The sequence below is a fragment of the Cellulomonas cellasea genome (genome assembly GCF_030372105.1).
Classification (GTDB): Bacteria; Actinomycetota; Actinomycetes; order Actinomycetales; family Cellulomonadaceae; genus Cellulomonas_A; species Cellulomonas_A cellasea_A.
Window position 1 is genome coordinate 1 of the sequence record NZ_JAUDBQ010000007.1, and the last position, 26,016, is coordinate 26,016.

A 26,016-nucleotide genomic window follows, 5' to 3' on the forward strand; every position below is an offset into this window, starting at 1 on the left:
CGCCGCCGGGTGGGTCATGAGGTGGGAACGGTGAGCGCCCTCGCACTCCTCGCCACCGGCTTCGTCGTCAGCCTCGGGTTCTGCCTCGGGATCACCTGGGCCGCGGGTGTTGGCGGGCGGAAGGGGCGGTCATGACGCGGCCCAGAGCGATCGACTTCTTCAGCGGCGAGGGCGGGGCGTCCACCGGCTACCACCGCGCCGGGTTCGACATCTACGGCGTCGACAACGCGCCGGCCCGTCTGACCCGCTACCCCTACCCGCACCACCAGGGCGACGCGATCGATGTCATGGTCCGGCTCATCGCGGGCGAGGCGATCGACTTCACGCACCCGGACGGCACCGTCGAGTGCCTGTCACTGCCCGACTTCATAGCGGTCTTCGGCTCTCCGCCGTGCACCGGCTATACCCGCGGCACCGCGGCAATCCCGGACCGGCTCACCCGCTACGACCGGCTCATCGCCGTGACCCGGCAGATGTTCATCGAGATGGGCCTGCCGTACGTCATCGAGAACGTCGCCGACGCGAAGCCCGAGCTGGTCAACCCCGTCCTGTACTGCGGGCGCATGTTCGGCCTCGGCGCCACCGACACCGACGGCACGCCGCTCGTCGTCGACCGGCACCGACTGTTCGAGGCCAGCCCCGACCTGCTGATCCTGCCGCCCGGACCCCATGTCAAGCACGACAAGAGCGTGCAAGTCGCCGGCGCCTACGGAGGGGCCCGACGCGACAAGCGGGAGGCCCGGGAGGTCCGACGGGGGGGGTACGTCCCGGCCGACCTGGACGTCATCCGCACGATGCTCGGCACCCCCTGGATGAGCGAGACCGGGTGCTTCCTGTCGATCCCCCCGGCCTATACCGAGCACATCGGTGCCCAGGTGCTCGACCAGATCACGAGCAGCGCCGCCGCATGAGCCTCCCCACCCACGCCTGCACCCGCTGCACCCTGCCCGTCCACAACCGCGGCTCCCGATGCCGCGACTGCATCCGCCCCTACGCCCAGGAGACCGCCATGCCCGCACAGCGCCACTTGATCCGACCAGCCGACGTCGACGAGCACGAGAAGGGGGAGCACTGGGCCGCGTACCGCGCGTGTGGTGACGCCGACCCGACGCTGTTTCATGAGCCCAGCGGCCATGAGTCCGCGAGTGAGCGCAGGGAGCGCATCGCTGACGCCAAGTCCTACTGCGACCGCTGCCCTGTCACCCAGGAATGCCTCGACGGGGCATTCGACGAGGGCGACGCGGTGACCATCCGGGGCGGCCTCACCGCTGCCGAGCGTGACGACATCGCACGGGCCCGACGCGGACGCTGGTTCGGCGCATGAGACGCGCACCGTCCGTCCAGGACTACGAGCGGATGACCAACACGGCCCGGGTCAAGGCCGCCGAGATCCTCGCCCGCCAGCACGCCCTCCTCGACGCCGCGGCTGAGCGCATCCGCGCGGTCGAAGCGACCTCGGGCCAGCAGGTCCGCACCGACTCCGAGCAGGTCCGCGCAGCACTCGACGGGACCCCCGGCTACACGGCGATCGAGCAGGCCCGACGCCTCCACGACATCAACCTCGACACCCCCAGACAGGACGCAGCATGAACTCCACCATCACCCTCCAGGGCCGCCTCACAGCCGACGCCGAGCTCACCTTCACGCCGTCCGGCGCACCAAAGCTCGAGCTCAGCGTCGCCGACAACCACCGCAAGAAGACCGGCGACCAGTGGGCCGACGACGGCACCTCGTTCTGGCGCGTCACCCTCTGGCGCGACGACGCCGAGGCCTACGCCGAACGCCTCCACAAGGGAACCCTCGTCGTCGTCACCGGTGAGCCCCGCATCCGCGAGTACGAGAACCGCGACGGCGGCAAGGGCAAGTCCCCCGAGATCCACCGGGCCATCGTCGGCATCCGCGAGCACGTCCAGCGCGGCGGGCAGCAGCGGCACGCGGGCGCCGCCTCTGCCGCCACAGCCCGGCACGCCGACGGACTCGCCCAGGACGACCCGTGGGCGACGCCGGCCATCGAGCCCGAGCAGGTGCCGGGATGGTGACCACAACCCTCACCGTCGACATCCCCCGCGGGCTCTGGATGACCTCGAACGACCGCCTCCACTGGGCCGCGAAGGCAAAGAGGACCAAGGCCATACGCACCCTCGCCAAGCACGCCGCCCGGGTCGCACAGATCGAGGCCCTGCACCACGTCCACGTCACCGTGCACGTCGGCTACCCGACCCGCACCACCGCCGACCCCGGGAACGCGTACCCCGTCATCAAGGCCGCCATCGACGGCTTCACCGACGCCGGACTGTGGCCCGACGACGACTCCACTCACCTCACCGGACCCGACCCCCGACGCGAACCCCACCCCACCGGACGGACCGGTCTGCACACCCTCCGCTTCGTGTTCGCCGCCACCGACCAGCCAGGAGACCACTCATGACCCGCGACCCGGCCGAGGTGCAGGCCGTCGCACGACTCCTCTCCGAAGGTGTCGTCGTCATCTGCACCTGCGGACGCCCCGACACCAACACCAGCGACGAGCGCCGGCGACACCAGCAGCTCCACGGGCACTCACTGTCCGGGACCGAGACACGCGTCGCCCAGGCGATCGAGCGACCAGGGGGCGATGGCTGATGGCACGCGACCACGCCCGCATCCGGCTCGACATCTGGGCCGACGACGACTTCCGCGAGCTCACATCCTCGGGGCAGTGGCTCTACATGCACCTGCTGACCCACCCGACGCTGTCGTTCGCCGGCGTCGCGGACTGGCGACCAGCCAGGATCGCCGCCCACACCCGCGAGCTCACGGCACATGACATCGAGATGTTCGCGGCCGAGTTGGAGACCGGCGAGTACCTCGTGATCGACCGGGACAGCGAAGAGGCGCTCGTCCGGTCCTTCGTGAAGCACGACGGCCTCATGCGCTCACCCAACATGGCGAAGGCACTCGTCAAGGCCCACGCCGAGATCGCATCGGCCACCCTCCGCGCCGTCGTCATTGACCAGCTCAAGCGGCTTGAGATCGCTCAGCCGCAACTCACAGGATGGAACCTCAAGGAGGTCGAGAAGCTCCTCAAGAAGCGGTCCGCAACCCTTTCGGAAGCAGTCGCCGAGTTGCCCCGGAACCCTTCCGCAAACCCTTCGGGTAACCCTTCCAGGAACCCTTCGGGGAACCCTTCCGAAATTGATGCCACACTCCCTAACTCCCTAACTCCCTTCCTCCCTGGCTCCGAGTCATCATCCAAGTTGCGTACTGAACCTCACCAGAGGGCGTCTTGATGATGACGATGACCTCGAAGCAAGGACACGCACTCGCCGCCCTGATCCACGAGCTGCGGAGCGACTGGGGCATCCCTGGCATCGTCGCCGAGCTCCGGAAGGCAGCCGACAGGGGCACACCGTTCGACATCGCCCTCGCCGCACTCCACGCAGCCCAGGACGAGAAGAACCGCACACCGGCCATCATCGCCCTCCCCGGCCCGCACTGGACCAGGGGCAAGGTGCTCGGGGAAGCCACCTCGAGCACGTTCGCCCGCTGCCCCGTCATCGGTCACACGTCCTACGCGGCCCACAACTGCGGTGCGTGCGCGAAGGACGACCTCGACCCCACACCCACCCCGCAGACACGTGTGGGACTCGACCCCGCACGCGTCCGCCAGATCCTCGCAAACCACAGCACCGGGGCCACGTCATGACCGGCGACGAGTACATGGCCCTCCTCGAGCAGCGACGCGACGCCTACGAGGCCGAGCACCCGACTGCCCGCGCGTGGGTCAGGCCGCTCCTCGAGTGGTTCATCCGCCCGGGAGACGAAGCCCTCGTCGCCCTGCCCACCACGGCACCGAAGCGGCAGACGACGCCGCGCACGTACCGCACGGCGGAGTCACTGCGAGCCGATCGCGACCGGGTCGACGCCGAGATCCGCCGGCTGTCCGACTCGGCCGCACTCCCCGACCGGGCTGCGTCCCACGGCGTCGCGCTCGGTCGGGCACGCACCGCACGACACCAAGCCCGAGCGGACCGGGCGCTCGCCCGTGCCGCCGAGCTGTACCAGCGGCTCAGTGTCCTTGACGGGCGCATCGCCAGAGCTGAACGCCGCGAGACCACCCACAGCACCACCGACGGAAGGAACGAACGATGAGCAGCGACATCCGACCCATCACTGACACGAGCGCGGGCCAGTGTGGCTCGCACCTGAACGTCCGCGGCGAGGACTTCCGCTGCGACCTCGCCACCGACCACAACGGCTGGGCACACAGCAGCCAGGCCAGCGAGGCACTGTGGTCCAACGCGACCCCCGCGGACGTGACCCGATGACCCCCATCACCCCGCCCAGCCCCACGGTGGTCACCACCCTGACCGCGCCCGACGACCCGAAGATGCTCCGGGAGACGCTGTGCGTCGCGGCCGCCGCTGTCGCGCGCGCCACCGGCACCGGCGACCGGGACGACGAGCACATCACCCGCCTCCAGCGCCTGATCGACGAGTGCGACCATCACCGGCCGCTCGGTAGCGACGGGAAGCACGGGAGCCTCCACACGGCGACGTGCGGGTGCGACGACGTCGTGAGCCCCACGGTGGGCGACGTCATCACGACGGCGGGCGAGCTGGATGAGCTGCCGGTCGGGAGCGTGCTCCTGGACAAAGGCGGGCAGGCCGTCTGGCGCGACCTCTACGACCACTGGTGCGCGGCGAACGGCACGAGGCAGATCCGCGCCAGCCTCGTCATCGACGATGGCGCGCCCCTGACCCTCCTCCACCGCCCCGACGCCCCGCCTGCCGCACCGACGGCCACTGTGGACCGGGAGGCGCTCAGCACGGTCGTCGGCAGTGTGCTGTGCAGCGTCACGAACTACCCCGACGCGATTCAGGTGCAGCTGCTCGGGCAGTCCATCGCCCCGCTGACCGCGAAGGTCGTGGACGCCGTGCTGGCATTCCTCGCCACCCAGCCGACCCCCTCGTCGGTGGACGCCGACGCGTCCTCGTGGGACTGCGACGAGTGTGGCGTCACCCTGACGCGGGCCGAGGTGACCGACCCCGCCGCGCGCCAGTGGCTCGCCTCACCTGGCGCCGAGGAGCCGGACGCCGTGCGGCACACCCACTGCCCCGCCCCGGTGGCCGCCGACGCGGTGGAGCGGGCGGTCATGGCTGCGGCCAGGTGTGACGTCCGAGTCGAGGACGCCGACTGCGCACACATGGACGACTCGATGCCGTGCAGATGCCAGAACCGGTTCTCGTACTGCATGGAGCATGACGGGGAGGAGCCGCAAGACCCGAGCGTGACCGTGTGCCCCTGGGCCGCGCGGATCGCGGCCGCCGCCCTCACCGCTGCCCGTGCTGGGGAGGTCCAGCGATGAGCGCCGACCTGCGTGCGGCGGAATACTGCCGCGCCCACCCGGGCTGCACGATGTCGCCAGGACACCGCGGGTCGTGCTGCATCTGCGGGCCAGGGTCTGCCACATGCAAGAACGGGTGCCCGAGCCGCGTCGAGGTCCAGCGATGACGGGCCAGCCGAGCGCGGTGGAGGTGCTGGCGGCACACGCAGCCAAGCCGCCCGTGCGTGATCAGCGGTTCACCTTCCTCCCCGAGTGCCGGTGCGGATGGCTGGGGTCGTCCAGCCTCGCGTGGGCCGTGGATCACGGACGCCACGTCGCCGAAGCCCTCGCCGCTGCTGGTCTTCTGGCACCCGGCCCGACGGCCGTCACGTCCGACATCCTCGACGTCTCGTGGGTGCGTGACATCTACGTGGCTGACCGCGAGATGCAGGTGGGGGTCATCTCAAGCGGGTGGGGTCAGCAATTCGACGCGATGCTCGCCGCAGTGCGGGCGGAGGCGTGGGACGAGGGGTTCGAGGTCGGCTGGGAGCACTGCCAGGACGGCAACTTCGGCACCGACGCGAAGGACGACGACACACCCAACCCGTACTGCACGCCCGAGACCCAGCGCTGAGAATGCCCCGGACCCGAATGGCGGGGCGGTATTCCACCGTCCCGCCATTCACCCTCGGGTGGGCATTCCCGGCTAGGGGATGCACGGGTATTCCGGTAGAATGTGCGCACGGCGACGGAGGGGGCGTGTGGTGCGAATCGCGGGACATGGGCTGCTGAATGAAGGCGGTCCTTTCGATGAGTCCGGGCGCCATCTTTGGACCAACAACTTCACCACCGGCGGCAGCGGGTGCGCGAAGTGTGTGTGCGGCACCCTCTCGCCGATCCTCCCGTCGAGCAGCCAGCGCAAGGCGTGGCATCGGGAGCACAAGGCCGATGTCGCACAAGGCTCAGCCCTTGTTTCAACCGTTACCAGGCTGTCGGCTTGTGGGGAGTGGCGCGCGTGAGCGACATCGACGCCGAGTTTGCGGCGATGAGCGCGACCCTCACGCGGAACACGCTCATAGCGCAGCCGATCCTCGAAGACGCCATCATCGCGGTCCTCGACCTGCACGACGGCAACTGGACCATCTGCCCCGAGTGTGGACAAGAGTCCCCGTGTCGGACCGCGCAGGCGGTCACCAGGCAGATGCCGATGATGGACGAGGGGGCCGCCAACGATGACTGACTCCCGCCCGCAGGTCTCGGCGCTCGACGCACGGGACGACCTGCTCGCCATCGTCGCAGCGTGGCCCCAGCTCGTCGCCCGGCTCGTGCCCGGTGGTGGGAAAGCGCTGACGGGGATGCCGCGCGGTGGCGAGGCGTCCGGGGTGCCCATCGACGTGTACGTGTCGGACCTCATGCGGGAGATCGAGGACCAGGCGCGGTTCTACGGTCAGGTCATCGACGACGAGGTCGAGCCCGAGCACGGGTGCGACGGGAAGTGCGTGGCCGACTGGTTCGCTGCCGCAGCACAGACGCCCGGACTGCCCGTGCCAACCGGGTGGGACTGCCCGCAGCGGCGCGACCCGATCACGACGTCGACGATGCCGACGCTGCTCGAGCAGGTCGCCCGGCATGTCGGGCACTTCGCCGCGGACGAGCGTGAGGCGTTGGACCTGGCCGACATGGCGCACGACTTCCGGGAGCGGGTGACGATGACGCTCGACCCACGTGTGGCGCCCGGCTACCTCGGACCATGCCCGGCGAAGGACTGCCTTGGGATGCTCGTGGTGAAGGGCTCGTCGACGAGTGCGCTATGCCCTGAGTGTGGCGAGCGGACGGCGATTGACGACCAGTGGAAGTACCTGGTCGCTCAGCTCGACGACCGGCTCATGACCGTGCCGGAGATCGTCGTGGCGCTCAAGATGCTGGACTGCCCCGCGTCGGAGTCGACGGTGCGACGCTGGATCGCGCGAGGGGATCTCGTCGAGGCCGTGAAGGTCGAGGGCGGCATGGGGTTGTACCCGCTGGCGGACGCTAAGGCGCTGGCGGAGAAGCGAACAGTGAGGGTGGAGGTGGCGGCGTGAGCAGCATGAAGGACTACGAGCGCGAGGTCGAGATCGTCCGAAGGGCGAGGGTGACCCTGCTCAACGAGGTCGGCCTGTCGCCGTCAGAGGTTCTGGCCGACGACGGCTTCCGGCTCGACGGCACGGAGTTGCGGGTCCACATCTTCGACCGTGACGCGCACCCGGGACCGAACGCCGAGGACCGGTTCGTGGAGCGCACGGTGCAGGTCCCGGCAGACGCCGCGGCTCGGTACTTGGATGCGGTCCGAGCCCCCGCCGCGGGCACGAGGAAGACGCTCGGTGAGGTGACGGCGAACGACATCGGTCGGCGGGTGCGGGTGCGCAGCGGAGACGCGCTGCACGAGGGAGTGCTGACCGAGGTCGAAGCGAAGGGCGCGATCATCGAAGAGCGAGACCTCTCATCGACGATCGCCCGGTTCGTCATCGGAAGCGTGACGGCGCGGATCGGGGTAGACGGCTGGCACTCGGGTGAGATGCTGCTCGACACCCCGATCGAGGTGCTGGCGTGAGCGTCTGCGAGTGGTGCGACGTGCCGACCGTGGCCGAGTCGCCCCTGATGCGGGACCGCATGGAGGCGCACCGGGAGTTCCACGCCTTCGGGTGGGTGACCCAGGACGAGATCCTGACGCCGATGGTGGTCGCGGTGGACCGCTTCCTCGCCGAGATCAGGCGGCGCTTGACCCCGACTTGACGTGAGGGCGTGGCGGCCCTATGTTGATACGGTAGGGATTTAGCCATGAGGCCGGTGAGCAGACGCTCCCGGCCTCTTCGCATGCCCCGGACAACCACAGTCGCCAAGGGATCATGCAATCCGTTGGAGCCGGTCAGGGAGAGACGGCCAGTCGGATCGACTGTGGCACGGGCTACTGGCAGCGCACCCTCTCGCCCGGCACCGACCTCGCGTCACCGCCGGGCGATGGTGCGCGTCTCACAGACAGCGGGAGGTCGCACGATGGCCTCTCGCCGGATCCGCATCAGCAGCCGTGCCCTCGGCCCCAAGCACCGCGTCATCGTCCGGGTCTACGACACCGCCGACGAGATGTGCGACGCCGGCCAGCGCTTCAACGGCAACGACCTGTCCGGCTCGGGCGGCATCACGCAGGGGTACATCACTGCCGACGGTGGCTTCGTCCCCGTGATCCGCCTTGCTCGCGGCTACCTCAGCAACATGATCGTCTCCCACGAGGTGCACCACGCTGCGACCGGGATCTACGGCGCCGCAGTGCGAGGCGAGCCCGACGGTGAGCACCTGGTGTTTACCAACGAGCCGTTCGCCCACCTCTACAGCGACCTGTTCGACGCACTCGTGAACGCGCTCTACGCGCACGGGTACTACGGCGAGCGAGTCGCCTGACCCCACAGACAGCGGGCCGCACCTAGGCGCGGCACCGCGACCACTCCCACCCGCGCGTCTGGAACCCCCCGACCTACACGTGTGCTGACCGGGGCGAGCGACCATGCGCGGGTGGGGGCAACGTCGTAGGGGGTGACGATGGCCGGACGACGATGCCCAGGCCAGCGATGCCCGACCATCCTGACCGGCACCGAGCGCTACTGCCCCACCCATGCACGGGAGTACGAGGCCCGACGTGGCACCCCCACACAGCGTGGGTATGGGGCAGAGCACGCGGCCTTGCGAGCTGACTGGCAGCGCCGCATCAACGCCGGCGAGATCGTCATGTGCGCCGATGGTTGCGGGCAACGCATCACCGGACGCATCTGGCACCTCGGGCACACCGAGGACCGCAGTGCCTACCTCGGGCCGCAGACCGTCACCTGTAACACGGGCGACGGTGGTCGACGTGGAGCAAGAGCGCGTCACGAGTAGGTCAAGGACAGGTCAAGGAAGACCATGAACACCCCAGGGGATGGGGCCGAGGGGCACCCTGCCGCACCGCCGGTGAGGGGCCTCAGATGTGCGGAGGGTTCAGACCTTCCGCACTGGGCCCACTTTGGTCATGGTTTGGTCAAGTCTCTGGGTGGAGCGCGATGCTCCCCCGACCCTGATGGCGGCGCGATGCCGTCGAGGAGTGATGAACATGGCTCGAGGCGGTGCACGCAACCGGTCCGGCCCTGCTGCGGACCCCAACTCGGGCCGCAGTGAGCGTCGCGGCTACAAACTGACGGCTCTCCCGAGTGAGGGCTACAAGGGTGAGGTCCCTGACTTCCCTCTGCCTGGCGCGTCTGACCGTGAGCTCGCCGTGTGGGATGGCCTGTGGGCTACTCCGCAGGCGTGTGCGTGGTCGATGCAGTCGTGGCGGTGGGGGCAGATCGCTGACATGGTCCGTATGCAGGTGCGTGGCGAGGGTGAGGATGCCCCGGTTGGGGTGTACGCGGCTCTTCGTGCTGCCCGTGCGGATCTTGGTCTGACTCCTGCCGGCCTCAAGGAGAACGGCTGGGCGATCGCCGCCGACGAGGTTGCGGCGAAGGCTGCTGCGAACGCTGAGGCTGCCGCTCCCCCGCGTCGTTCGTCGCGTGACCGCCTGTCGGTGGTCAACGGTGGCGGCTGACTCTCTCGCCCTCGACTTCAACCCGCTGCACACGCTCGGCTTCCTGGTCACTGACTGGGTTGAGCAGCACTGCAAGGTGCCTGGTGGCGTGTACGAGGGCGAGCCGTTGCTGTTCAACGGCTGGCAGCTCTACTGCACGGCGAACCACTACCGGATCAAGCCGGATGCGGTCGTTGACCCTCGTCGCCTGCTGGCGCCGTTCCACTACCGTCGCTCGATCGTGGTGGGCCCGCAGAAGTGCGGGAAGTCGCCCTGGGGCGCGGGGATGCTGCTGGCTGAGGGTGTGGGCCCGACGACGTTCGCGGGCTGGGCGGCCGGCGGTGAGGTGTACCGCTGCGAGGACCACGGGTGCGGGTGCGGGTGGGAGTACGAGTACGCGCCTGGCGAGGCGATGGGTGCCCCTCGGCGGAAGTCGCTGCTGGGGTTGCTCGCCTATGCGGAGTCGCAGACGCAGAACGTGTACGAGCCGTTGCAGACGATGATCCAGTCGGGTCCGCTCCGTGACTTCGTGCATGTCCGTGAGGGCTTCATCCGCCTGCCGAACCGGGGGAAGATCGTCCCGTTGTCGGCGGCTGCGAAGTCGAAGCTGGGGCAGCCGTTGACTGGTGGCCTCGCTGATGAGTCTGGCCTCTACACGGCGCGGAACAAGGTGCTCGACACGTGGCAGACCATGCGTCGTGGCATCGCCGCCATGCAGGGGCGCACGATCGAGCTCACGAACCCGTGGGACCCGATGGAGAACTCTGCGGCGCAGATCGCGTTCGACTCGCGCCAGACGGACATCTTCCGGTACTACCGGAAGCCGCCGGTGAACCTGTCGTACAAGAAGAAGGCCGAGCGCCACAAGATCCACGTGCACGTGTACGCGGACTCGCCATGGGTTGACCCGGAGTCGATTGACGCCGAGGCGAACGAGCTTGTCGAGACGGATCCGACGCAGGCTGAGCGGTTCTACGGGAACCGCCTGGTGCAGGGTCTCGGGTCGTACATGCCCGAGAAGCTCTGGACGAACTCCGCCGCGAAGACGCCTTCCTCGGAGCGTCGGATCGCGATCGGGTTCGACGGGTCGCGTTCGGGCGACTGGACGGCGATTCGCTGCGAGACGGCGGATGGGTACCGGTTCACGCCGACGTACGGGCCTGACAATCGCCCGACGATCTGGGACCCGGCCGCTTGGGAGGGTCGCATCCCCCGCGGGGAGGTCAAGGCCGCGGTCGCGGAGATCTTCGCGAAGTACGAGGTCGCGCGGATGTACGTGGACCCGCGGCACTGGGAGACGCAGGCGGATGAGTGGGCGCTCGAGCATGGTGACGACGTTGTCGTGCTGTGGCCGACGAACCAGATCAGCCGCATGTTTGACGCGCTGTCCCGGTTCCTTGAGGACACGACGGAGCTCGCCACGACGCATGACGGCGACCCCACGGCGACGCTTCATGCCCTCGCGGCCCGGAAGGTCGCGAAGGCGGGCGACAAGTACATCCTCGGTAAGCCGTCCGAGAACCAGAAGATCGACGTCCTGATGGCCGACGTGCTCGCGCACGAGGCCGCCGCTGACATGCGTGCTGACGGCTGGACCGAGTCCGGGCCGGCGTACATCCGACTTCCACGCTGACCTCGAAGGGGGACCTGTGGCACTGACCCCCAGCGAACTGGCGCTGATCGAGAAGCACCAGCGCGACCTCGAGAGCCGTGCACACACCGACGAGCTGCTGCTGCGGTACTACCTCGGCGCGCAGCGCGTGGAGCACCTGGGTATGGCGATCCCGCCGAACCTGCGGCGCTTCATGGTCATCGCGAACTGGTGCCGGACGTTCGTTGACACGAAGAACGCTCGGCAGCAGGTGCGGTCGCTGATCCTGCCTGGTGAGGAGACTGCGGACCCGAAGCTGCGTGCCATCTGGGACGCCTCGAACCTGTCGGCGCACACGTCGATGTTCAACGTCGACCGGATGGTCTACGGCCGTGCGTTCATGAGCGTGGGGGCGAACGAGAAGGACAAGTCGCTGCCCCTGGTGCGCGTGGAGTCCCCGCGGGAGATGAGCGCGTTCGTCGACCCCCGCACCGAGGTCATCACCTCGGCGTGCCGGCTGTACGGGGCGACCGACGAAGACCTGAGCCCGAAGCTCGTGACGCTGCTGCAGCCAGATGCCACCGTGTGGGCGGCGAAGGATCAGGGCGTGTGGGTCGAGACCAGCCGGGACGAGCACAGGCTCGGCTCGGTGCCGGTCGTGATGCACCTGAACAGGCGCCGGTCGGGCTCTTGGTCGGGCGAGTCGGAGCTGACCGACCTGATCCCGTTGGTGGACGCGGCGACCCGCTCCCTGACGAACATGCAGTTCGCCCAGGAGGCGCATGGCATCCCGGGCATCTGGGCGACGGGCGTCACCAAGGGCGACTTTGTGGACGCCCAGGGCAAGCCTGTCCCCCAGTTCGAGGCGTATTTCGACGTCATCAAGATCTTGTCGGACAAGGACTCGAAGTGGGGCCAGTTCTCGGCTGCCGACCTCAAGAACTTCGAGACGGCGCTCAAGGTGTACGGGACGCAGGCGTCCACGGTGACGGGTTTCCCGGCCCGCTACTGGGGCATCACGTCGACGAACCCGCCCACCGAGGGCGCCATCCACGCTGACGAGGCGAACCTGACTCGCGGCATCGAGGCGGACAACGAGCAGGTCGGCATGACGTTGGGGTGGGTCGCGGCGCTCGCGCTGCGGTTCGCAACCGACACATGGGTGGACGGCAACCGCGTTCGCGTGGACTTCTTCGACCCCGCCACGCCGACCGTCTCGCAGCGTGAGGACGCGCTCGCCAAGCGGCGCGCCGCCGGCGTGCTGTCCCGCGAGGGCTACTGGGACGAGCTCGGCTGGTCCGAGGCGCGCAAGGCGAAGGAGCGGGAGTACCTGGCCCGGGAGCGGGCGGAGGAGGTCGACCCGTATCTCGCTCTGGTGAGGGAGAAGGGGGAGGTTGACCGTGCTGCGTCAGAGCCTGCCGTCGTCGGCTGAGGCGTACGCGCGAGACCAGCGCGCGGAGATCAGCGCCGCAGTGTCGGCCATTCAGCGCCAGTGGCGCCGGATGGGCGAGGACTTCGACGCGTCGTATCTGACGATCGAGCCGGCGCTGCTGACGATCGCGGACACGGCGCAGGCCCGGGTCCTCGCGGGTGCGCAGGAGTACATCCCCGCGGTCCTCGAGGAGACGGGTCAACGTCGCGCACTGTCTGCGGCGTTCGCGGTCAACGCAGAGTCCCTGGTGGGCTTCGCGGGCGACGGGATGCCGACGGACTCGCTGCTGTATGGGTCGGTGATCCACGCGAAGCAGCGTGTGGCTGCCGGCGCGTCGACGCGTGAGGCTTTGGCGTCGTCGTCGCAGTGGCTGTCGACCGCGGTCGGCACGCTCCTGTCGGACACGGGCCGGTCGTCGGAGAAGCTCGCGACGATGGCCCGCCCGGTCACGGGGTACGTGCGGATGCTCAACCCGCCGTCGTGCGGCCGATGCGTGGTCCTCGCTGGGAAGCGGTCGCACTCGTCCGTGGCGTTCCAGCGGCACCCGGGCTGCGACTGCCGGTCGATCCCCGCCGCGGAGTCTCTGGCGGATGACCTGACGATCGACTCGCGCGCGTACTTCGACTCGCTGGACGAGGCGGGGCAGGCGCGGCTCATGGGGTCGAAGGCAAATGCCGCCGCGGTGCGAGACCACGACGCCGACATCAACCAGATCCTCAACGCCTACCGCAAGGGCGGTGGCGTCCGGCCGGCGCAGGTCTACGGGCGCGGCATCAAGTACACGACCGAGGGCACGACGCGTCGCGGCTTCGCTCGCGCGCGCATGTCCCAGGCGGGCTACGTGCGCGCCATGGGCGAGTCCAAGTCGGGCCGCTACATGCAGCTCAAGGCGCCGAGGCTCATGCCCGAGTCCATCGCGCAGATCGCGACCAGCAAGGCCGACCAGGAACGCCTCCTGCGGCTCTATGGGTGGGTCCTCTGACCCTCCTCACATCCTCCCGCCCGCGCGATGCGGTGTCGGGTTCCACCCCAGCGATTGGGAGACCCATGTCGGAGACCACGACCGCGTCCGCTCCGGGCGCAGAGACCACCGAGCCGGCGGCCCAGCAGGGCGATCCTGCGGACAAGCCGCTCGGGCCCAACGGTGAGAAGGCGCTCACTGACGAGCGAGCGGCCCGCAAGGCAGCCGAGAAGTCGGCGGCCGAACTGCAGGCCAAGCTCGACGAGATCAGCCGAGCGAACCTGTCCGACCTCGAGAAGGCGCAGCAGGACGCTCAGGCGTACCGCGACCAGCTCGCTGAGGTCACCCGTCAGAACACCGTGAACAAGGTCGCGCTCGCCAAGGGCGTGCCGGCTGACCTCGTGGAGTTCCTGACGGGCGAGACCGAGGACGAGATCTCGACCAAGGCGGACGTCCTCCTCGCGCGGCTCAACGCTCCGACGACACCGCGGCCCGACCCCTCCCAGGGGTCCACGGGCGCGCTCGCACTGAACGGCGACGGCATCGAGTCGGCGCTCAAGAACGCTCTCGGCATCGCGTAGGCGACGCCCTTCCCTGTCCCAGGAGGACACCATGGCGATCACCGCCGCCAGCAAGACCAGCGAGTTCGCTGGGTTCCTCAAGCCCGACCAGGCCGAGGCGTACTTCGCCCAGGCGCGCAAGTCGTCTTCGTTCATGCAGCTCGCCCGTCAGGTGCCGCTCGGCATCAATGGCGCCGAGGTCCCTGTCGTCACCAGCAAGGCGACGGCCGGGTGGGTCGCTGAGGGCGGGCAGAAGCCGGCGTCCAAGGGCGAGCTCGGCATCAAGACCATCACCCCGAAGAAGATCGCGGCCATCGCCGTGGTCTCCGCGGAGGTCGTGCGTGCCAACCCGGGCAACTACATGAGCCTCCTGCGGGAGGACATCGCCGAGGCGTTCGCGGTCGCGTTCGACGCGGCGGCGTTCCACGGCACGAGCACCCCGTTCGGGCAGCACGTGGACCAGTCGGCGAAGATCGTCGAGCTGGGCACGACCGTGAAGGCGAGCGGTGGGGTGTATGGCGACATCGTCGCCGGCCTCAAGTTGCTCGTCACGGACAAGAAGAAGCTCACAGGCTTCGCATTCGACCGCGTCGTCGAGCCGACCTTCCTGGGCGCCGTCGACAACAACGGCCGACCCCTGTTCGTGGAGACTCCACTCGAGGACACGACCTCGGTCGTCACCCCGGGTCGTCTCATCGGTCGGCCTGCGTTCATCGGCGACGGTCTTGCCACCCCCGTCGTGACGGGCACGCCGAACACGGGCGGCATCGTCGGCTACGGCGGCGACTGGTCGCAGGCTATCTGGGGCGTCGTGGGAGGCATCTCCTATGACGTGTCGACCCAGGCCACGGTCACCATCAACGGCGCCCTGACGTCGCTGTGGGAGAACAACCTCGTCGCGATCCGCGCGGAGGCTGAGTATGGCCTCCTCATCAACGACACGGCGGCGTTCGTGAAGTACACCGACCACACCGCCTGAGGAGGCACCCCGTGACCCGACTGAAGAACCGCGAGACCGGAACGGTCGTCCACGCTGACGGCGACCTCGAGGCCAAGCTCCTCGGTGGCGGCTACCGCCCTGCCGACGAGTCCGACGACGAGGGCGGGCGCCCGCGGGGCAACGCCGGCCGCGAAGCGTGGGCGGAGTACGCCGACTCCCTCGGAGTCGAGTACGCCGAGGACGCCAAGCGTGAGGACATCAAGGCCGCGGTCGACGCGGTCGAGGCGACCGAGTAGGAGGTGGGGCGGCCATGACGTTCGCGAACATCACTGATGTCGGCGTGCGGCTTGGCCGCCCCATCGCCGACGCCAACGAGATCGCCCAGGTCAACGCCTGGCTCGGTGACGTCGAGGGCCTGATCTTGGCCCGGATCCCGAACCTGCTCACCCTTGTGGCCGCGGGCTTCCCGGCCGCGACGACCGTCCTGTCGGTCGAGGCGAACGCGGTCATCCGGAAGATCAAGAACCCTGACGGGAAGGTCTCCGAGGGGGTCGATGACTACAACTACCGGCTCAACGAGAACGCCCGCAAGGGTGAGATCTTCCTGACGGACGACGAGTGGGCGCTACTCACGCCAGCGAGTGTGTCAGCGGCATTCTCCACTCGGCCCGGGTTCGAGCCTGACTGGGTGTCGGGCTACCCGCTGAACTGGTGGGAGCTCAACCTGTGAGCGCCCACAGCGCGGTCCTGCAAGGTCGTCAGCTCGCCGAACGCCAGATGACCGACGCGTGCGCCGTCCAGGCCATCACGGGCACGACGACGGACCCCCTGACGGGTGTTGACACTCCGACGTACGCGACGGTCTACGGCCCGGCAATCGAGCCCCACAGGGGCCGCTGCAAGGTCCAGACGTACGAGCCCTACGAGCGCAACCCCGAGGTCGGCGGCGCGACCATGACGATCCAGCGGTACTCGGTGCATGTCCCGGTCGGGGCGTTCTCGCCGGCGATCGGTCAGGTCGTGACGATCACGGCGGCTGCACTGGATCCGCACCTCGCGGGGAACCAGTTCCGGGTGGTGGCGCTACTGCACAAGACGGCGGCAACCGCGTACCGGCTGAGTGTCGAGGAGGTCGTCTGATGGCGGGCTTCGAGATCGACACGTCGGAGCTGAACAGCCTCATCGCGGCCCTTGCTGCTGCCCCTGCGCGCGTCTCGACTGAGATCCGCAGTGTGGTGCAGAAGGGGTCGCTGAACATCAAGAACGACCTCAACGAGCAGGCTGCGAAGTCCCGGCACTTCCGTGGGATGGCCGGGTCTGTGACGTACGAGACGACCGAGGGGCCGCGTGGCATCACGTCGACCATCGGGCCCGACAAGGATCGCCGCGGCGGTGCGCTCGGGAACATCTTCTTCTTCGGCGGGGTCATTGGCGGCGGCGGGACTGGCGACATCGACAAGCCGGTCCGCGAGGAGGAGCCTCGGATGCTCAAGGCCCTCGGGGATGTCGCTGAACGGCTGCTCGGATGACGGGCGCTGTGAGCCTCGGTGCCGCGGTCCTGGCGCTCTTCCCTGCCGACCCCACACTCCCTGTCCATGACGGGCAGGTGATGACGCCTGACGGCAAGGTCCCTGCCCCGCCGTGGCTGTACGTGACGATGTCACTCCCCACGCCCTCTGAGCGCTCACAGGCGCGTACTGCGGCGCTCTACACGTGTCGTGTCCGTGTGCTCGTGTACGCGGGGACGGCGCAGGGTGCGCGGATCGTGGCCGACAAGGTCGCGCTCGAGGGGAAGCGTCCTGTCGCGACTGGCTGGTCGACGTCGCCGCTCGAGCTCGTGAACACGCGGGAGCCGGTCGAGGACCGTGACGTGACGGTCGTGACGACTGGGAAGCACCCGATGTACGGGGTGCTCGAGTATCAGTTCACCGCAGCCCGCACGGCCTAACACCTCCCTCACCCCCTGACCCCTGAGAGGGGCGACTTGCCATGCCTCGACGCATGTTCGTGCGCGTCCGCGATGTCGACACGCGCCACGAGTTCGACGTCTACGAGGACGACCCGCGCATCGGCACCGCGTTCGAGCGCGTGAAGTCGGACCGGTACCCGCCGGCCTTCATGGAGCGCCGTCCGAAGCACCACCTGACGCTCGCGGGCCAGTCGGCCGCGCGTTCGAAGCCCAAGCCATCTGGCGCGGGCGAGGCCACCGAGAAGGAGAACTGACATGGCCGACATCCCCTCGACACCTGCTGACGGCAACGTCATGGTGCTCATCGTCCCCACGCTCGCCGACCCCGACGCCCCGAAGCTCAGCGAGCTGAACGCGGTGAGTGTCGCCGACATCTCGTGCTACCTGACGTCGGACGGGTTCACTCCGTCGCTGAGCGAGCAGGCCATCGCGGATGAGCGGCTGTGCTCGACGCAGACCTTCGAGCAGCCTGGCCGATCCTCGCGCGGTCTCGATGTCGTGTACATCGACAACACGAACTCGCCGAACGCCGCGACGGACAACAAGGCGAAGTCGACGCTCATCCCCGGGTCGAGCGCCTACCTGGTGGTGCGCCGCGGGCTGCCGTTCGACGCCGCTCTGGCAGCGACCACGCAGAAGGTCTCGGTCTGGCCGATCAAGCCGGGCCAGTACAGCGACCTGCCGCCCGAGGCGAACAGCGTGCTCAAGACGGCGCAGAAGCTGTTCGTCACCGGCCCTGTGCGCACCGACGTGGCGATCGCCACCTCGTGACCTACTCCCCCGCCCGACCTACCGGCTCAGGTCGGGCGGGGGTCCCCCTTTCCGAGCCGGAACCCCTTGAGCCGGGAGATCCATCATGAGTCTGATCATCAAGCGCCCTGAGAAGCTTGTGCCGCTGTGCCTTGACGCCTCGCTGCAGGTCGAGTGGGAGCGGGCTGAGGCTGCCCTCGTGCAGGCACGCAAGGCCCCCGCAAGTGACCGCCTGACGGGCAACGCGGAGGTCACGCGCCTGGCCGCGGAGGTGCAGGCGATCGAGGGGCAGATGCTCGAGCAGGTCGTCCACTTCCGCCTGCGCGGGCTGCCCCGCTCGACCTGGGCGAAAGTCCTGGCTGAGAACCCCGCCACGGACGATCCGGAGCACAAGGCGTTCGGCGGCAACAAGGAGGCCTTCTTCGAGGCCGTCCTGATGTACGTCGACAAGGACCGGCCGCGGGACGTGCGGACCATCGTGGACGTGAAGCGCGGCGACGAGCCGGTCGAGTTCGACCCGGCGAAGGACTGGGCATCCCTCGCTGACGAGATGACGGACCGGCAGTACGCGGACTTCGCCGACGCGGTGTTCACGCTGAACCGAGGCAGCGTCTCGGTCCCTTTCTCGCGCGCCGCCTCGACGACGAGCCGGGCCTCGTCCGAGACCTCTCAGTAGCTCGCACGCTCGGTGTGTCCTACCGCCGGCTCTCAGGCTGGGAGCCGGCGGAGTTCACCGACTACGAGTACGACGAGGACGGGCGGCTGATCCGGTCGGTGACGACCCGTGAGGCCGAGTGGGATGAGCAGGAGCGGGCGTGGATGCTCGCCCTCGCCGAGCATGAATCGCGGCAGTGCCCGCTGTGTGGGCGCCCGCTGTCCGTGTGCACGGACCCGGCGTCTGAGGGGCGCTGGACGACGACCCCGCCAACGCGCTGCTACGCGACGACGTCGGTGATGAAGGCGCGAAAGCCGTACGACGAGAAGTCGGATGAGCCCCGCGCGCTGCTGTTCTCAGCGACGGCTGGCTAGTCGCAGAGCGCGGCGGGCGTGCCGCTCTGGATGCAGACGAGCAACTGCGTGCGTTCGCGGTTCGCGTTGCCGCTTGCGACGGCCGCGACGATCGCAAAAACGACTAAAGCGCCGATGACCACCGCCATCCAGATGCGGCTGAAGGTCCACCACTCGCGAGTCATTCCCCCATCAAAGCACCTTCGACCTTGATAGGGGTGATTCGTCGTGGCCGACCGGTCCATCTCGATCAAGCTCATGGCCAATGTGCAGGGCCTCGTGGCCGGCATGAAGACCGCTCAGCAGGCGACCGAGGACTTCGCCTCGAAGGGCCTAACTGCGGTCGGCAAGAACGAGCAGCACATCAACCAGCTGACGAATTCGGTCGGCGCGATGGGGCTCGCCTTGACTGGCGTCGCGCTCCTCGCTGTGAAGAAGTTCGCCGACTTCGACCAGGCCATGTCGGAGGTCGCGGCCACTGGTGACGACGCGCGGAACTCGATGGTGGAGTTGCGCGAGGCCGCTATTGACGCGGGCGCGCGGACGGCGTTCTCCGCGACTGAGGCCGCGGCGGCGATCGAGAACATGGCGAAGGCTGGTATCTCTGCCGCGGACATCCTCGGCGGCGGCCTCGATGGGGCGCTCGACCTCGCCGCCGCTGGCGGCCTGGGAGTCGGCGAGGCGGCGGAGATCGCGAGCATCGCCCTGACGCAGTTCGGCCTCAAGGGCAAGGACGTCTCGCACGTCGCGGACCTCCTGGCCGCCGGCGCGGGCAAGGCGATGGGTGACGTCACCGACCTTGGGATGGCCCTCAAGCAGGGCGGCCTCATCGCCGCTCAGACGGGCCTGTCAATCGAGGAGACAACGGGCGCCCTGTCCGCGTTCGCCTCTGCCGGCCTGCTCGGGTCCGACGCCGGCACATCCCTGAAGACGATGTTGCAGCGCCTCACCCCGCAGTCCGAGGAGGCGCAGAAGGCCTTCGATGCGCTCGGCTTGAGCGCATATGACGCCAACGGTGAGTTTGTCGGCCTTGCAGAGTTCTCGGGTCGTCTCAAGAACGCGATGAAGGACCTCACCCCCGAGGCGCGGAACTCCGCGATGAGCGTCATGTTCGGGTCGGACGCCGTTCGGGCCGCGAACATCCTCTACACCCAGGGCGAGGTGGGGATCCGCGACTGGATCGCGGCCGTCGACGACCAGGGGTACGCGGCTCAGGTGGCCGCGACCCGCATGGACAACCTCAAGGGTGACATCGAGGAGTTCACGGGGGCCCTTGAGACCGCCTTCATCCAGGCCGGGAGTGGTGGCGACGCCATGCTGCGCGACCTGGTGCAGGGCGCGACCGCGGTCGTGAACAAGTTCAACGAGCTCCCTTCGGGCGTGCAGCAGGCGACCCTGTTCCTCACGGGTAGCGCCGGGCTCGTGGCGCTCGGCGTCGCCGGCATGGGCAAGCTGCTCGTCGGGGTGAACAGCACGAAGGTCGCGATCCAGGGCCTCGGCATGTCTGCCAAGACTGCTGGGATCCTCGTGAGCTCGGTCGGCGGTGCGCTGGCGATCGCCACTGTCGGCCTCACGGCCTGGGCTCAGGCGAGCGCGAGCGCGGACGCCAAGGTGCAGGAGCTGCTCGCGTCGCTCGACTCGACGTCCGGCGCCATCACGAAGAACACCCGGGAGATCACGAAGAACGACCTGGCCGCACGACAGGGCTGGTGGGTGTTCAAGAAGGAGTCCGCCTTCGACAGCGCGAAGGTCCTCGGGGTGAACCTGGACCTCGTCACTGACGCGGCGATGGGCAACGTCGAGGCGATGCGCAAGGTGGACGCCGAGCTCCACAAGTTCGACGGCGACATCAAGGGCACGTCGGCCGCGGCCAAGGCGGCGGGCGTCTCGCTCAGCGACTATGTCGCGGCGCAGATGACCGTCGAGCAGTCGGTGGCCGGCAGTAGCAAGTCACTCGAGGAAGCCATTCGCATCGCGGGCCAGAAGGCCGAGGCGGATGAGGGCGCCGCGAAGGACCAGGGTGACGTCGCGGACTCCTACGAGGGGACCACGGTCGCCATCGAGGAGCAGGTTGACGCCATCGACGCGCTCATCGAGGGGCAGTCGGATCTCGCCGGTGTCGTACTGACGCTGCGCGCTGCCCAGCGCGGGTTTGAGCAGGCGCTCGACGATGCGACTGAGGCGCTCAAGGACAACGGGCAGACTCTCGACATCACGACGTCGAAGGGGCGGGCGAACCAGTCCGCACTCGACGATATCGCCGATGCGAGCTGGCGGCTCATCGAGTCGCTGCGGGCGAATGGCGCCAGCCAGTCGGAGATCCAGGCGTCGATGCAGGTGTCGCGCGACCGGTTCGTGGAGGCCGCGACGGCGATGGGTATGTCATCCGATGAGGCGTACGCCCTCGCGGACTCACTGAAGCTCATCCCGAGCAACGTGGCCGCGGTGGTGACGGTGAACACGTCGGACGCTGAGCGGGACATCGACGCGTTCCGGGCGCGCGCTTCGGCGATCGGCATCACGATCCAAGCCCGGGTGGACGGTGACCCGAACTACAACCCGGCGAAGTCGCCGGTCTCGGTCCGTCGCGCCAGTGGCGGTTCGGTCTTCGGGGCGGGCACGTCCACGTCGGACTCGATCCCGGCACTCCTATCGCACGGCGAGTTCGTGGTGAAGACCGCGGCCGTCGAGCGATATGGGCGCGGGTTCTTCGACGACCTCAACGCGATGCGGTTCGCGACAGGCGGCTATGTCGGCGGATCGCCGGCACCCTCTGCGCCCGCCCAGTCTGTCCGAGAGGGGCCGCTGGTGCATGTCGAGAAGGTCGTGCAGGGGACGCCGCAGGATGTCGGCCGCGAGGTCGCCTGGGCGATGGCAGGGAGGACCCTCTGATGGACCTCTCGACAACGACCGTCACGTGGCGTGGCCTGACGTTCTCCGGGGTGCATGGGGCGCCGTTCGGGCTCTCAACCCTCGAGGGCTGGTCGGACCTCCCGCCGGCCCGCCGGGACACGGAGCCTCGACAGCAGGCACATGGTCGCTTCGACGGCCCTGTGTGGTCTGACGAGCGGACGATCATCATCACGGGGTCGACGTACTCGGCGGAGGAGCGTGATGCACGGCTCCTGGCGTTAGAGAGCGCCGCGGCGTGGCCGAGTGGGCAGGGCTCCACTGAGGAGCTGGTGGTCACGCACGGCGGGAGGACGCTCACGGCGTTCGCCCGCCTGACCCGCTTCAAGCCGACGTTTGGTGGGGCGTGGGCGTCGGGCGGGTTCCCGTACGCGATCGAGTGGGTTGCCCCTGACCCTCTCCGCTACTCCCCCCCAATGTCGGTTGCGACGACGTTCCCGGTGCTGCGTGGCGGTCTCGAGTACGACCTGTACACGGATGGCGCGGGCACTGACCTGGGCTACCTGGACTACGGGGAGGCGTCGGATACGGGCCGCATCGTGGTGTCGAATCCTGGCAGCGCGGCGGTTCCGATCCTCTTCCAGGTCGAGGGCCCGGTCGATCCGTCGGGCTTCGACATCGCGCAGGTCGACTCGGATCGCCGGCTGCGGTTCTCGGGTCCGGTGTCGGCTGGCTCGGTCCTCGTGCTGGACGGCGCGACGGGCAACGTGCTGATCGACGGGTCTGCTGATCGTGGCGGCCTGCTGACGTACCGCGACTGGCCTCTGATCCCTCCTGGCGGCTCGATCGAGCTCGCGTTCATCCCGCTCGGCGTCGATCTGGGCGCCCGTCTGACGGCCGTTGTCCGGCCAGGAAGCTGGTAGAGACATGGCCCTCTTCCGCAGCATTGGCGCACGCAAGGACGCGACTCGTGGCACGGCCGCGATCGAGGTCCGCAAGGGTCTCGCGTGGCTGTTCTCGGGCCCGGGCGTCCTGCCTGGTGCGGACTCTCCGCTGGTGACGGGCACGTCTGGGTGGGCGTACTCGGTCGGCAAGGCCGGGTTTGTCTCGACTCGCGGCGCGTCCGACGGCGTGCACCTGTTCGGCAACGACGGTGCTGTGACGATCGGCGCGACGGGCGTGGGCTCGACTGTCCCGGTCGCGCCGGGGTCGGGTCTGCAGCGCATTGACATCATCTGGGTGATCCACCCGTCGGCGTCGGAGAACTCTGACACGACGTCACAGCCGGTGTTCGGGGTGACGTCCGGTGCTGCCGCGTCGAGTGCGCAGCCCCCCACGATCCCGACCGGTGCGCTCGAGCTCGCCCGCAATCTCATGACGTCGTCGGCGACATCCACGGCGTCGTCCGGGAACTCGATCACCCAGTCGGCGCCCAGGTCGTTCATCGGGACGTCGCCATGGGCGGCGTACAACGCGGCGCCGGCTGGTTTCGCGGTCGGCACGGGTGGTCTCGCGCACTCCACGACCGAGTGGCGGCGTGAGGGTGACCTGGTGCACGCCCGGTGCCTGTGGGTGCTCGGGACGACGGGCTTCACGGCGCCGAATAACCCGCGCTTCTCGCTGCCGCTCGGTGCGCAGTGGACGGGCGCTGGCGCTCCTGTCACGTACCGGATCACGGGGTCGGCGAGCATTGTCAGCGGGGCCACCGGTGTGGTCTATCCCGCGCACCCGGTCCTCACGTCGTCGGGTGTCGTGCAGATCATGTATGACTCCCCCGTGGTCGGTATCACCCCGACCGCGCCCTGGACGTGGGGCCCTGGGGACTCGATCTTCGTTGACGTCACCTACCGGCCGGTGTGAGGTGGCCCGGTCGATCCTGGTCGGCGAGGTCCGCACCGGGCGTCGCATCACACAGATCCCCGTGTCGGACGCGTCGTGGTCGATGGCGCACCGCGGCACGGGGCAGATCAGCGCGAGAATCCCGCTGCGGGCGGAGGAGTTCCGGGAGCTGGATCGGACCTGGTTCGGTGGCCTCTACCCGGGCGGCGACGTGTTCCCAGGCCCGGCGACGTTCCCGATGGAGGCGACTCCGGTGTGGCGTCCTGGGCCGCTGATCCGTGAGGAGTTCCTGGCGGCCGTCGAGCCGGCGAGGTGCTTCCTGGCGGTGATCGAGGGCGATGTGGTCCTCGAGGCCGGCCCGATCTGGACGTGGGACTACGACGACGCCAGCGGGATCCTGACTGTCGGCGCGCTGGGCCTGCGGTCGATCTTCGACCACCGGATGGTGATGGGCGTCCTCGCGGACCCGCGCCTTGCTGCCCAGTGGCAGGTGACGTACCCGGGGATGTCACTCGGGACGATCGCGAAACGGCTGGTGCAGCTCGCACAGTCGCACACGGGTGGCGCGCTGCCGATCGTGCTGCCCGCCGACCAGGCTGGAACACGGGAGCGCACGTACCGCGGGCACGAGGTCGCGACGGTCCTGCAGAGGCTCGACGAGCTCTCGGGTGTCATTGGCGGCCCGGACATTGCGTTCGAGCCGAGGTTGACGGTCGACCGACTGGGTGTCGAGTGGGTCATGCGTACCGGCACGGAGGCCGACCCGCTGCTGCACCAGGTGGGCGACGATCACGTCTGGGACATGCGCGTCCCCCGTGGTGGCGTGTCGGGGATCTCGGTGCGGCGTGACGCGACCGGACTGGCGGGGCGGGCGTGGGAGACGGGCTCGGGGATGGATGAGGCGCTGCTCATGGCGGCCGCCGAGGACTCCCACTTGATCGACCATGGATTCCCGCTGCTGGAGGTGTCGGAGGCGCGCTCGTCGGTCGAGCGGCAGGAGACGCTGGACTCGTGGGCATCTGGTCGTCTCGCGGCCAGCGCACGCCCTGAGATGACGTGGAAGTTCACGGTCGACGCGGACTCGATGCCGCGCCTGGGCACGTACCGCCCCGGCGACTGGGCGCGCATCTGGACGCCTGAGGATCACCCCCTGCTGTCACTCCTGGTGCCGGGTGGGTTCCATCGGGTCCGCATCCTCAGCATCTCCGGCGGCCTGGGTTCGACGGTCACGATCACGACGGCACCGATGGTGGAGGTTCGATGAGCGACCTGTACGCGACACCGATCGCACAGCAGTACCCGCATCACCCGGAGAATGGCGTCGCGAAGCTCGTCGGGGTCGTCAAGAGCCAGGGTGAGAAGATCCGGGAGGCCACGTCGAACTTGCTGCGGTCGGCGGGCATCTGGGTTGCGCCGTCGGGGATGACGATCAAGTCGTCCCTGACGGTCGAGGGCGACCTGGCCGCGACGGGCTCGACGCAGATCGACGGCACGCTGGACGTGGGCGCGCAGACGACCATCGGCGGGACGCTGGGCGTGACGGGGGTGACGACGCTCGGGGCCGCGACATCGGTCACCGGCGAGCTCAGTGTGACGGGTAGCGCGACGTTCTCGGGCGACACGGAGATCGGCGGCAACGCGCGGATCACCGGGACGCTCTCGCTGCCCGCCGGGATCATCGACAACGACGCGCTCATGAATCCGATTCAATTCGTTGACGTGTTCGCGAGTGATTCAGGGCTCAACTACTCGACGAGCCAGACGTCCCTGGCGACATGCACGCTTACAGTCCCTGCTGGATTCACGAAGTTCACGTTCTCCGGGGCGGGAATCGCTCGCTGCTACAACACGTCCGGAGCAACTGTCTATCTGTACACACAGACTCGCTCCAAGGTGGTTGGTCGGAACACCTGGTCGGGCGCTACCTGCCAGGACACCGTCGCGAACGGGTTCCAATCGACCGTTTCTGCACCGCACTCTGTGACGCACCCCATCCCCCCTGAGTCAACGCAAGTCCAGGTTTGGGTGGACGTCCAAACGACCGCCAGCGTCGCGGCGCATGCGTCCAACTTCGTGACGGTCGAAGGCGTGGCCTTCTTTAGCCGCTAATGCCTGACGGGAAGCCGCCTTCGTTCGGGGGTGGAGGTGACCCGAGGTCAAGGTCGCGGGGAGGGACTGCGACATCCCCGGATGCGCTCGGCGCCTCAGGAGCTGCTGGCTCGGGCTCCACAGCGGGCACCG

The 26,016-nt window shown here is 68.7% G+C and carries 38 protein-coding genes; 37 read left to right on the forward strand and 1 reads right to left on the reverse strand.

Annotated features, from left to right (window positions below; translation table 11 throughout):
• Positions 1-131 precede the first annotated feature (131 nt).
• From QUV83_RS08090 to QUV83_RS08245, 32 genes are all read left to right on the forward strand, one after another.
• A complete protein-coding gene (locus QUV83_RS08090; protein WP_289563738.1) occupies positions 132-911 on the forward strand; it encodes a hypothetical protein in 780 nt (259 codons plus the stop codon).
• Positions 908-1,324 (forward strand): WhiB family transcriptional regulator, encoded by a 417-nt coding sequence (locus tag QUV83_RS08095; protein WP_289563740.1) that lies wholly within the window; start codon positions 908-910, stop codon positions 1,322-1,324. Before QUV83_RS08090 ends, QUV83_RS08095 begins: the two co-directional genes overlap by 4 nt.
• Positions 1,321-1,590: a hypothetical protein gene (locus tag QUV83_RS08100; protein WP_289563741.1), complete on the forward strand. Its 270-nt coding sequence runs from the start codon at positions 1,321-1,323 to the stop codon at positions 1,588-1,590. Before QUV83_RS08095 ends, QUV83_RS08100 begins: the two co-directional genes overlap by 4 nt.
• Positions 1,587-2,039 carry a single-stranded DNA-binding protein gene (locus QUV83_RS08105; RefSeq protein ID WP_289563743.1) on the forward strand — a complete coding sequence of 151 codons (453 nt, stop codon included), beginning with the start codon at positions 1,587-1,589 and terminating at the stop codon, positions 2,037-2,039. Before QUV83_RS08100 ends, QUV83_RS08105 begins: the two co-directional genes overlap by 4 nt.
• Positions 2,033-2,428: a hypothetical protein gene (locus QUV83_RS08110; RefSeq protein WP_289563744.1), complete on the forward strand. Its 396-nt coding sequence runs from the start codon at positions 2,033-2,035 to the stop codon at positions 2,426-2,428. The genes QUV83_RS08105 and QUV83_RS08110 overlap by 7 nt, the downstream gene beginning before the upstream one ends.
• A complete protein-coding gene (locus QUV83_RS08115; protein ID WP_289563746.1) occupies positions 2,425-2,622 on the forward strand; it encodes a hypothetical protein in 198 nt (65 codons plus the stop codon). Before QUV83_RS08110 ends, QUV83_RS08115 begins: the two co-directional genes overlap by 4 nt.
• A complete protein-coding gene (locus QUV83_RS08120) occupies positions 2,622-3,269 on the forward strand; it encodes a hypothetical protein (protein WP_289563747.1) in 648 nt (215 codons plus the stop codon). The genes QUV83_RS08115 and QUV83_RS08120 overlap by 1 nt, the downstream gene beginning before the upstream one ends.
• 8 nt (positions 3,270-3,277) lie before the next feature.
• Positions 3,278-3,685 carry a hypothetical protein gene (locus QUV83_RS08125; protein ID WP_289563749.1) on the forward strand — a complete coding sequence of 136 codons (408 nt, stop codon included), beginning with the start codon at positions 3,278-3,280 and terminating at the stop codon, positions 3,683-3,685.
• Positions 3,682-4,131 carry a hypothetical protein gene (locus QUV83_RS08130; RefSeq protein WP_289563751.1) on the forward strand — a complete coding sequence of 150 codons (450 nt, stop codon included), beginning with the start codon at positions 3,682-3,684 and terminating at the stop codon, positions 4,129-4,131. The genes QUV83_RS08125 and QUV83_RS08130 overlap by 4 nt, the downstream gene beginning before the upstream one ends.
• On the forward strand, positions 4,128-4,307 hold the full coding sequence (locus QUV83_RS08135; RefSeq protein ID WP_289563753.1) for a hypothetical protein: 180 nt from the start codon (positions 4,128-4,130) through the stop codon (positions 4,305-4,307). The genes QUV83_RS08130 and QUV83_RS08135 overlap by 4 nt, the downstream gene beginning before the upstream one ends.
• Positions 4,304-5,347 (forward strand): hypothetical protein, encoded by a 1,044-nt coding sequence (locus QUV83_RS08140; protein WP_289563755.1) that lies wholly within the window; start codon positions 4,304-4,306, stop codon positions 5,345-5,347. Before QUV83_RS08135 ends, QUV83_RS08140 begins: the two co-directional genes overlap by 4 nt.
• Positions 5,348-5,489: 142 nt before the next feature.
• On the forward strand, positions 5,490-5,939 hold the full coding sequence (locus tag QUV83_RS08145; RefSeq protein WP_289563756.1) for a hypothetical protein: 450 nt from the start codon (positions 5,490-5,492) through the stop codon (positions 5,937-5,939).
• Positions 5,940-6,320: 381 nt separating this feature from the next.
• Positions 6,321-6,545: a hypothetical protein gene (locus tag QUV83_RS08150; protein WP_289563757.1), complete on the forward strand. Its 225-nt coding sequence runs from the start codon at positions 6,321-6,323 to the stop codon at positions 6,543-6,545.
• The gene (locus QUV83_RS08155; protein ID WP_289563759.1) at positions 6,538-7,386 is read left to right on the forward strand and encodes a helix-turn-helix transcriptional regulator; all 849 of its coding nucleotides are present in this window, start codon (positions 6,538-6,540) and stop codon (positions 7,384-7,386) included. Before QUV83_RS08150 ends, QUV83_RS08155 begins: the two co-directional genes overlap by 8 nt.
• Positions 7,383-7,895, forward strand: coding sequence for a hypothetical protein (locus QUV83_RS08160; protein WP_289563760.1), 513 nt, complete (start codon positions 7,383-7,385; stop codon positions 7,893-7,895). The genes QUV83_RS08155 and QUV83_RS08160 overlap by 4 nt, the downstream gene beginning before the upstream one ends.
• A complete protein-coding gene (locus tag QUV83_RS08165; protein WP_289563761.1) occupies positions 7,892-8,077 on the forward strand; it encodes a hypothetical protein in 186 nt (61 codons plus the stop codon). Before QUV83_RS08160 ends, QUV83_RS08165 begins: the two co-directional genes overlap by 4 nt.
• A gap of 261 nt (positions 8,078-8,338) precedes the next feature.
• The gene (locus QUV83_RS08170; protein WP_289563763.1) at positions 8,339-8,740 is read left to right on the forward strand and encodes a hypothetical protein; all 402 of its coding nucleotides are present in this window, start codon (positions 8,339-8,341) and stop codon (positions 8,738-8,740) included.
• 925 nt (positions 8,741-9,665) lie between these two features.
• Entirely contained in the window at positions 9,666-9,896 is a 231-nt protein-coding gene (locus QUV83_RS08175) for a hypothetical protein (RefSeq protein ID WP_289563765.1), read from the forward strand.
• A complete protein-coding gene (locus tag QUV83_RS08180; protein ID WP_289563766.1) occupies positions 9,886-11,508 on the forward strand; it encodes a hypothetical protein in 1,623 nt (540 codons plus the stop codon). Before QUV83_RS08175 ends, QUV83_RS08180 begins: the two co-directional genes overlap by 11 nt.
• A gap of 16 nt (positions 11,509-11,524) precedes the next feature.
• Positions 11,525-12,898, forward strand: coding sequence for a phage portal protein (locus QUV83_RS08185; RefSeq protein WP_289563768.1), 1,374 nt, complete (start codon positions 11,525-11,527; stop codon positions 12,896-12,898).
• Positions 12,867-13,880 carry a hypothetical protein gene (locus tag QUV83_RS08190; RefSeq protein ID WP_289563769.1) on the forward strand — a complete coding sequence of 338 codons (1,014 nt, stop codon included), beginning with the start codon at positions 12,867-12,869 and terminating at the stop codon, positions 13,878-13,880. Before QUV83_RS08185 ends, QUV83_RS08190 begins: the two co-directional genes overlap by 32 nt.
• 65 nt (positions 13,881-13,945) lie before the next feature.
• Positions 13,946-14,440 carry a capsid assembly scaffolding protein Gp46 family protein gene (locus tag QUV83_RS08195; RefSeq protein WP_289563771.1) on the forward strand — a complete coding sequence of 165 codons (495 nt, stop codon included), beginning with the start codon at positions 13,946-13,948 and terminating at the stop codon, positions 14,438-14,440.
• Between the two features lie 13 nt (positions 14,441-14,453).
• Positions 14,454-15,398 (forward strand): phage major capsid protein, encoded by a 945-nt coding sequence (locus tag QUV83_RS08200; RefSeq protein ID WP_289563993.1) that lies wholly within the window; start codon positions 14,454-14,456, stop codon positions 15,396-15,398.
• A gap of 11 nt (positions 15,399-15,409) precedes the next feature.
• On the forward strand, positions 15,410-15,655 hold the full coding sequence (locus QUV83_RS08205) for a hypothetical protein (protein WP_289563772.1): 246 nt from the start codon (positions 15,410-15,412) through the stop codon (positions 15,653-15,655).
• 14 nt (positions 15,656-15,669) lie between these two features.
• On the forward strand, positions 15,670-16,089 hold the full coding sequence (locus tag QUV83_RS08210; RefSeq protein WP_289563773.1) for a Gp19/Gp15/Gp42 family protein: 420 nt from the start codon (positions 15,670-15,672) through the stop codon (positions 16,087-16,089).
• Entirely contained in the window at positions 16,086-16,499 is a 414-nt protein-coding gene (locus QUV83_RS08215; protein ID WP_289563775.1) for a DUF6093 family protein, read from the forward strand. The genes QUV83_RS08210 and QUV83_RS08215 overlap by 4 nt, the downstream gene beginning before the upstream one ends.
• Entirely contained in the window at positions 16,499-16,888 is a 390-nt protein-coding gene (locus QUV83_RS08220; RefSeq protein WP_289563777.1) for a hypothetical protein, read from the forward strand. The genes QUV83_RS08215 and QUV83_RS08220 overlap by 1 nt, the downstream gene beginning before the upstream one ends.
• Before the next feature lie 80 nt (positions 16,889-16,968).
• Entirely contained in the window at positions 16,969-17,307 is a 339-nt protein-coding gene (locus QUV83_RS08225; protein ID WP_289563779.1) for a hypothetical protein, read from the forward strand.
• Positions 17,308-17,348: 41 nt separating this feature from the next.
• On the forward strand, positions 17,349-17,582 hold the full coding sequence (locus tag QUV83_RS08230; protein WP_289563781.1) for a hypothetical protein: 234 nt from the start codon (positions 17,349-17,351) through the stop codon (positions 17,580-17,582).
• Between the two features lies 1 nt (position 17,583).
• A complete protein-coding gene (locus tag QUV83_RS08235) occupies positions 17,584-18,099 on the forward strand; it encodes a hypothetical protein (protein WP_289563783.1) in 516 nt (171 codons plus the stop codon).
• An 85-nt stretch (positions 18,100-18,184) separates the two neighbouring features.
• Complete coding sequence (locus QUV83_RS08240; protein WP_289563785.1) at positions 18,185-18,754, forward strand: hypothetical protein; 570 nt, start codon at positions 18,185-18,187, stop codon at positions 18,752-18,754.
• A 14-nt stretch (positions 18,755-18,768) separates the two neighbouring features.
• Positions 18,769-19,107: a hypothetical protein gene (locus tag QUV83_RS08245; RefSeq protein WP_289563787.1), complete on the forward strand. Its 339-nt coding sequence runs from the start codon at positions 18,769-18,771 to the stop codon at positions 19,105-19,107.
• Here the strand turns inward: QUV83_RS08245 and QUV83_RS08250 are convergent.
• Positions 19,104-19,271 carry a hypothetical protein gene (locus QUV83_RS08250; protein ID WP_289563789.1) on the reverse strand — a complete coding sequence of 56 codons (168 nt, stop codon included), beginning with the start codon at positions 19,269-19,271 and terminating at the stop codon, positions 19,104-19,106. The two genes, QUV83_RS08245 and QUV83_RS08250, sit on opposite strands and share 4 nt — an antisense overlap.
• Positions 19,272-19,314: 43 nt before the next feature.
• Between QUV83_RS08250 and QUV83_RS08255 the strand changes: the two genes are divergently transcribed.
• Genes QUV83_RS08255 through QUV83_RS08275 form a run of 5 tightly spaced genes read left to right on the forward strand, consistent with a single transcriptional unit; the run spans position 19,315 to position 25,884 of the window.
• Positions 19,315-21,978, forward strand: coding sequence for a phage tail tape measure protein (locus tag QUV83_RS08255; RefSeq protein ID WP_289563790.1), 2,664 nt, complete (start codon positions 19,315-19,317; stop codon positions 21,976-21,978).
• Positions 21,978-22,859: a hypothetical protein gene (locus QUV83_RS08260; protein WP_289563792.1), complete on the forward strand. Its 882-nt coding sequence runs from the start codon at positions 21,978-21,980 to the stop codon at positions 22,857-22,859. Before QUV83_RS08255 ends, QUV83_RS08260 begins: the two co-directional genes overlap by 1 nt.
• A gap of 4 nt (positions 22,860-22,863) precedes the next feature.
• Entirely contained in the window at positions 22,864-23,796 is a 933-nt protein-coding gene (locus QUV83_RS08265) for a hypothetical protein (RefSeq protein WP_289563794.1), read from the forward strand.
• A 1-nt stretch (position 23,797) separates the two neighbouring features.
• Positions 23,798-25,039, forward strand: a complete 1,242-nt coding sequence (locus QUV83_RS08270; protein ID WP_289563796.1) for a hypothetical protein — start codon at positions 23,798-23,800, stop codon at positions 25,037-25,039.
• Positions 25,036-25,884 carry a polymer-forming cytoskeletal protein gene (locus tag QUV83_RS08275; protein ID WP_289563797.1) on the forward strand — a complete coding sequence of 283 codons (849 nt, stop codon included), beginning with the start codon at positions 25,036-25,038 and terminating at the stop codon, positions 25,882-25,884. The genes QUV83_RS08270 and QUV83_RS08275 overlap by 4 nt, the downstream gene beginning before the upstream one ends.
• Positions 25,885-26,016: the final 132 nt, after the last annotated feature.

What these genes read in the sequence shown, in the direction of transcription:
- QUV83_RS08090 (WP_289563738.1), top strand. Translation starts at nt 132, where the DNA reads ATGACGCGGCCCAGAGCGATCGACTTCTTCAGCGGCGAGGGCGGGGCG.
- QUV83_RS08095 (WP_289563740.1), top strand. Translation starts at nt 908, where the DNA reads ATGAGCCTCCCCACCCACGCCTGCACCCGCTGCACCCTGCCCGTCCAC.
- QUV83_RS08100 (WP_289563741.1), top strand. Translation starts at nt 1,321, where the DNA reads ATGAGACGCGCACCGTCCGTCCAGGACTACGAGCGGATGACCAACACG.
- QUV83_RS08105 (WP_289563743.1), top strand. Translation starts at nt 1,587, where the DNA reads ATGAACTCCACCATCACCCTCCAGGGCCGCCTCACAGCCGACGCCGAG.
- QUV83_RS08110 (WP_289563744.1), top strand. Translation starts at nt 2,033, where the DNA reads ATGGTGACCACAACCCTCACCGTCGACATCCCCCGCGGGCTCTGGATG.
- QUV83_RS08115 (WP_289563746.1), top strand. Translation starts at nt 2,425, where the DNA reads ATGACCCGCGACCCGGCCGAGGTGCAGGCCGTCGCACGACTCCTCTCC.
- QUV83_RS08120 (WP_289563747.1), top strand. Translation starts at nt 2,622, where the DNA reads ATGGCACGCGACCACGCCCGCATCCGGCTCGACATCTGGGCCGACGAC.
- QUV83_RS08125 (WP_289563749.1), top strand. Translation starts at nt 3,278, where the DNA reads ATGACCTCGAAGCAAGGACACGCACTCGCCGCCCTGATCCACGAGCTG.
- QUV83_RS08130 (WP_289563751.1), top strand. Translation starts at nt 3,682, where the DNA reads ATGACCGGCGACGAGTACATGGCCCTCCTCGAGCAGCGACGCGACGCC.
- QUV83_RS08135 (WP_289563753.1), top strand. Translation starts at nt 4,128, where the DNA reads ATGAGCAGCGACATCCGACCCATCACTGACACGAGCGCGGGCCAGTGT.
- QUV83_RS08140 (WP_289563755.1), top strand. Translation starts at nt 4,304, where the DNA reads ATGACCCCCATCACCCCGCCCAGCCCCACGGTGGTCACCACCCTGACC.
- QUV83_RS08145 (WP_289563756.1), top strand. Translation starts at nt 5,490, where the DNA reads ATGACGGGCCAGCCGAGCGCGGTGGAGGTGCTGGCGGCACACGCAGCC.
- QUV83_RS08155 (WP_289563759.1), top strand. Translation starts at nt 6,538, where the DNA reads ATGACTGACTCCCGCCCGCAGGTCTCGGCGCTCGACGCACGGGACGAC.
- QUV83_RS08170 (WP_289563763.1), top strand. Translation starts at nt 8,339, where the DNA reads ATGGCCTCTCGCCGGATCCGCATCAGCAGCCGTGCCCTCGGCCCCAAG.
- QUV83_RS08175 (WP_289563765.1), top strand. Translation starts at nt 9,666, where the DNA reads ATGGTCCGTATGCAGGTGCGTGGCGAGGGTGAGGATGCCCCGGTTGGG.
- QUV83_RS08195 (WP_289563771.1), top strand. Translation starts at nt 13,946, where the DNA reads ATGTCGGAGACCACGACCGCGTCCGCTCCGGGCGCAGAGACCACCGAG.
- QUV83_RS08210 (WP_289563773.1), top strand. Translation starts at nt 15,670, where the DNA reads ATGACGTTCGCGAACATCACTGATGTCGGCGTGCGGCTTGGCCGCCCC.
- QUV83_RS08220 (WP_289563777.1), top strand. Translation starts at nt 16,499, where the DNA reads ATGGCGGGCTTCGAGATCGACACGTCGGAGCTGAACAGCCTCATCGCG.
- QUV83_RS08225 (WP_289563779.1), top strand. Translation starts at nt 16,969, where the DNA reads ATGACGCCTGACGGCAAGGTCCCTGCCCCGCCGTGGCTGTACGTGACG.
- QUV83_RS08230 (WP_289563781.1), top strand. Translation starts at nt 17,349, where the DNA reads ATGCCTCGACGCATGTTCGTGCGCGTCCGCGATGTCGACACGCGCCAC.
- QUV83_RS08235 (WP_289563783.1), top strand. Translation starts at nt 17,584, where the DNA reads ATGGCCGACATCCCCTCGACACCTGCTGACGGCAACGTCATGGTGCTC.
- QUV83_RS08240 (WP_289563785.1), top strand. Translation starts at nt 18,185, where the DNA reads ATGAGTCTGATCATCAAGCGCCCTGAGAAGCTTGTGCCGCTGTGCCTT.
- QUV83_RS08250 (WP_289563789.1), bottom strand. Translation starts at nt 19,271, where the DNA reads ATGACTCGCGAGTGGTGGACCTTCAGCCGCATCTGGATGGCGGTGGTC.
- QUV83_RS08260 (WP_289563792.1), top strand. Translation starts at nt 21,978, where the DNA reads ATGGACCTCTCGACAACGACCGTCACGTGGCGTGGCCTGACGTTCTCC.
- QUV83_RS08265 (WP_289563794.1), top strand. Translation starts at nt 22,864, where the DNA reads ATGGCCCTCTTCCGCAGCATTGGCGCACGCAAGGACGCGACTCGTGGC.
- QUV83_RS08275 (WP_289563797.1), top strand. Translation starts at nt 25,036, where the DNA reads ATGAGCGACCTGTACGCGACACCGATCGCACAGCAGTACCCGCATCAC.